The sequence below is a fragment of the candidate division KSB1 bacterium genome (assembly GCA_022562085.1).
Taxonomy (GTDB): domain Bacteria; phylum Zhuqueibacterota; class Zhuqueibacteria; order Oceanimicrobiales; family Oceanimicrobiaceae; genus Oceanimicrobium.
The window spans coordinates 1-4018 of record JADFPY010000391.1 but is presented as its reverse complement, the minus strand read 5'-3'; the positions used below and the strand labels follow the sequence as shown (position 1 = coordinate 4018).

The following is a 4018-nucleotide window of genomic DNA, read 5'->3' as shown; positions in this document are numbered from 1 at the left end:
GTTTTAATTCCAAGAGCGGTTTGTCCCATAATAACAACAAGACTTTTAATTTTACCTTGTCCATAAAATTGTCCCCACCCAGGTAACAGGGTAGATCTCATAGCTGCCTTCAACCGCGTTTTCTTAGAGAGGTAAAAAGTTATTTTAGGGTTTTTATCCCCGAAGAAATTAACTGTGCGACTTGCATCTTCATATCCATCTTTCTTTGCCTGGATCTTGTATCTTCCATAAAGAGAATACGGGACTACAAAAGGAGTTCTGCCAATAAAAATATATTTACCTGAAATTCTCACCATTGCTCCCTGGGGTTCAGAATCTATCTCTAATGCGTCAGGAGGTATAGTCTCGTTGTTATTTGATTGAGCACACAAATAAGCGTATTGGCAAAGTACTTGTGTAGATATTAAAATCAACAATTTTAAGTGCATTATAACGTCTTTTGCTCTTCAAAAAACCGAGTCCGTTATACTTTTGATTGTGCCTTAGTTCAGGCTAACTAATAGACTATCCGACATCTTTTATTATAACGTCTTCTACTTGATTAACTTTAGTAAAGTTATGCTAATTTCACGCTTTGAATCCATAAAGCTTTCTAATGTTCTTTAACAAAACCAGGTTATATTCACCATTGAGACGCGTCGCCGGCTTTGGCTGACTGAATCAAAGAGGCATAGACCAGTTTTAAACAACTTTTTTCATCCAGAAAGCGCGGGATCGGGATCACTTTGGTCTGTCGTTCTGTTCAACAAATGCTCGCTCCAGAAGATTGGTGGTGCGAATATATTTGTGATGACCAGCCGGAAAATCGATATGCGCAGGCAGCTTTCCGAGGTCTTCTTGAAAACATTTGATGGCAGGGGGATATTTATCGGCAAATTCGTTGATCAGAGCGGCAGCACACCGGATGGCAACCTCTTTCTAAATTTCACAATTTTTTCACCATGCTTGTCATGTTAGATAGTGTCGCTCTATGTAAAAACAAGTAGTTACCTGTGTTTGGGATTGTGAAATTTTACTATCGGTAAGTATATTGTTTTTATTTAACTTAGGAAGAAAGGGAGGTGGATTTTGAGTCCAGCGCGTCTGCCAATTTCACCACCCCGGCAAGTGTTTTATTTTATCACGCTTCGGGCAATAGGAGATTTAAAGAAAAACTTTTCCATTGCCGTAATATTACCCCTGATTTATTTTGAGAACCATTGCGGGCCTTCTTCTCAGATGCCATCTGCCAATCTTTTTTATCTTCATTCCCGACAATCGGCACGAGGCTTATATAATAAAAATGTTAGAAATATCAAGTATTTTAAGAACTTTCACGACTCATCCAAATCAATGACATCATAAAGTCGCTTTCTGGTATCAGGAAGCCTGGTCATATTGACTCTCCCCTCATGTCTGAGATTTTGTAAAGCGTCATGGCACGGCTATCTCCTTCATACTCATCATACTTCTTGCTTTCTAGTGCAACGTTTCTTAAACAACCGGGAAATATACAGTGTTAGCGTGTTCAGGTGTTAAAGTGTTTACGTAAATACTCGAACACGAAAACACTATTATCCACATTGCGATAATATTGAGAGAGCACACTACTAAGCTCCATGCTTTCCATACGTTAACCCCTGAAGCCTTTGAGACCTGGTGCTGGATACGCGAAAATATATGCTATTTTCAGATCAGCGCTCTACTCGCCCTGAACCACTGCCTCCGGCTAGTTTCTCGACCTCCTCGGCGCTCACCAGGTTAAAGTCGCCTGGAATTGTCTGTTTGAGGCAGGATGCGGCAACCGCAAACTCCAAAGCATTTTTCGTGTTCTTTTTGCTGAGAAGCGCAAAGATGAGTGCACCAGCAAAAGCATCTCCGCCGCCAACACGGTCGACAATTTGAATGTCGTAATGACGGGAATGGTAAGGCTTTTGGCAATCTTTTTTGTCCAGCAGCAGTGCGCTCCAACCGTTCCGGGAAGCCGAAAAGCTTTCCCTGAGGGTAATTGCAACGGTCTGGAAGTCGTAATCCCTTTTTAGGTTCTCAGCGATTTCAAAGTAAGCGGTCTCGTCCAGTTTTGCCTGATCCACGTCAGAGTCCTTTACATTTAGCCCCAAACTTTTTTCTGCGTCTTCTTCATTCGCAATGCAGACATCGACGTATTCCATCAAAGGGCGCATCGTGGCTTGAGCTTGTTCAGGCGTCCAGAGCTTTTTGCGGAAGTTTAAGTCGCAGCTGATTGTGGCGCCGGCCGCTTTTGCGGCTTTGCAAGCCTCTTCTAAGCACTCCTGCGAGAGTTGGCCAAGGGCAGGCGTAATCCCGGTCCAATGAAACCAGGTTGCATTTTCAAACACTTTCTGCCAATCAACTTCAGCGGATTTCAGTTCACTCACAGCAGAATGAGCGCGGTCGTAAATGACCTTCGACGGCCGTTGGCTCGCACCGGATTCCAGGAAGTAAATTCCAAGACGCTCGCCGCCACGTACGATATAATCGACATTCACGCCGAATCTGCGCAGATGGTTCAGCGCCGCCTGTCCAATTTCATTGGCCGGTAATTTTGTTACAAAATAGCTCTGCAAGCCGTAGTTCGCCAAAGAGACGGCGACATTGGCTTCCCCGCCACCGTAGGTGAGGTCAAAGCTTGGCGCCTGCACAAAGCGGCTGAAGCCCGGCGTCGAAAGCCTCAACATGATTTCGCCTAACATAACGATTTTATGACTCATAATTCTACCTAAAATACGCGTTTGTTCATTAGCTCCTGGCCTTTGGCTTCTATTTTTAATGAATTTACATCCTGAATATCGTTTCACCTATTAGGTGAACTACATTAACCATTTTCAACTAATTGATTTTTATCAGCTAAGAGCTAATAGCCAAAAGCTAATCGCTCAATTTAGATTCTATTTACGTCCCTCCAAAATACTTTTGCGCAAGATTCTTGCATTCTCAGTTAATACAGGGTAGTTTTCATCCGCGATTGCCTTTTTGTCTAACAGCGCGCTGCCCACGCCAACCGCGCAGGCGCCGGCTTTTATCCAGTCTCCGGCGTTTGTTAAAGAAACGCCGCCCGTAGGCATTAGGTTAACCTGCGGCAGCGGGGCTTTAACGGCCTTAAAGAAGGCCATCCCGACGACATCGGCGGGGAACACTTTGACGATATCCGCTCCTTGTTCATGCGCTTGTAAAATCTCCGTTGGAGTAAAGGCCCCGGGGATCGCCGGGACGTCATAGCGATGCGCCATTCGGATGACTTCCGGATTCAAGATGGGGCTCACCACGTACTGTGCGCCGGCAAGGATGGCCAACCGTGCGGTTTCGGCGTCAAGAACAGAACCGACGCCGACTAAAATCTCGTCTCCCATCTTCTTCGCACAAGCTTCGATCACCTGAAGCGCGCCCGGTGTGGTCATGGTAATCTCCAAAAAAGGAATGCCGCCTTTGCAGACGGCTTCGGCCACTTTCATGAGTTTCTGCGAGTCGCTCATGCGAATGACGGCGACCGCACCGCAGTCGAGCATTTGTTTGACAATTTCAATTCGAGACATATTTTCTCTCTTTGGTTAACCGTTTTTAATTTCGTTTTTTCAGAAAAGTTGGTTTTGATAAACAATCAAAAGTCAAAAAAACTAGTCCGAAGGCGTGCCGCCGAGGATGGATAAGCGCAGAACTTCGAAAAACGCTCGGCGAGACGCCTTCGCTCTATTCTCTTAGGAAACGCTGACCTTCTCCAAGAAGGTTAGCGTTTGTGTCCGGGTCAAGAAGACGCGAACCTTTTTGAAAAAGGTCAGCGTCGTTATCGCTTTTTGGACAGCCCTAACCCTCTCGACATCAATGCCGAGTTACAGCAAATCGTTAAGCGCACCTGCCATCCCCTTTGCAAGAATCGTTTCAACATGCCGGCAGACAACGTCGCTCAAACCAGGGATTTCATTCAAATCTCTACCCCAGAATTCATCATTTTTTAATACCTGCTGGGTCAGAGTTGCAAAGTCTTTATTCTGCTCAAATGCTTTCCAGAGATCAAAGAAAAAAG

The 4018-nt window shown here is 45.0% G+C and carries 4 protein-coding genes; all 4 read right to left on the bottom strand.

The window, feature by feature from the left end; genetic code table 11:
• Positions 1–428 (bottom strand): PEGA domain-containing protein (locus IH879_20975; protein ID MCH7677402.1); only part of this gene is annotated, 428 nt, incomplete at its 3' end.
• Between the two features lie 1245 nt (positions 429–1673).
• Positions 1674–2708, bottom strand: coding sequence for a sugar kinase (locus IH879_20970; GenBank protein ID MCH7677401.1), 1035 nt, complete (start codon positions 2706–2708; stop codon positions 1674–1676).
• Positions 2709–2885: 177 nt separating this feature from the next.
• Complete coding sequence (eda, locus tag IH879_20965) at positions 2886–3530, bottom strand: bifunctional 4-hydroxy-2-oxoglutarate aldolase/2-dehydro-3-deoxy-phosphogluconate aldolase (protein ID MCH7677400.1); 645 nt, start codon at positions 3528–3530, stop codon at positions 2886–2888.
• A 294-nt stretch (positions 3531–3824) separates the two neighbouring features.
• On the bottom strand, positions 3825–4018 hold a 194-nt coding region (locus tag IH879_20960; GenBank protein ID MCH7677399.1), incomplete at its 5' end, for a tagaturonate reductase.

Excerpts from the sequence above, each read along its gene's own strand:
- IH879_20970 (MCH7677401.1), bottom strand. The coding sequence starts at position 2,708 with ATGAGTCATAAAATCGTTATGTTAGGCGAAATCATGTTGAGGCTTTCG.
- eda (MCH7677400.1), bottom strand. The coding sequence starts at position 3,530 with ATGTCTCGAATTGAAATTGTCAAACAAATGCTCGACTGCGGTGCGGTC.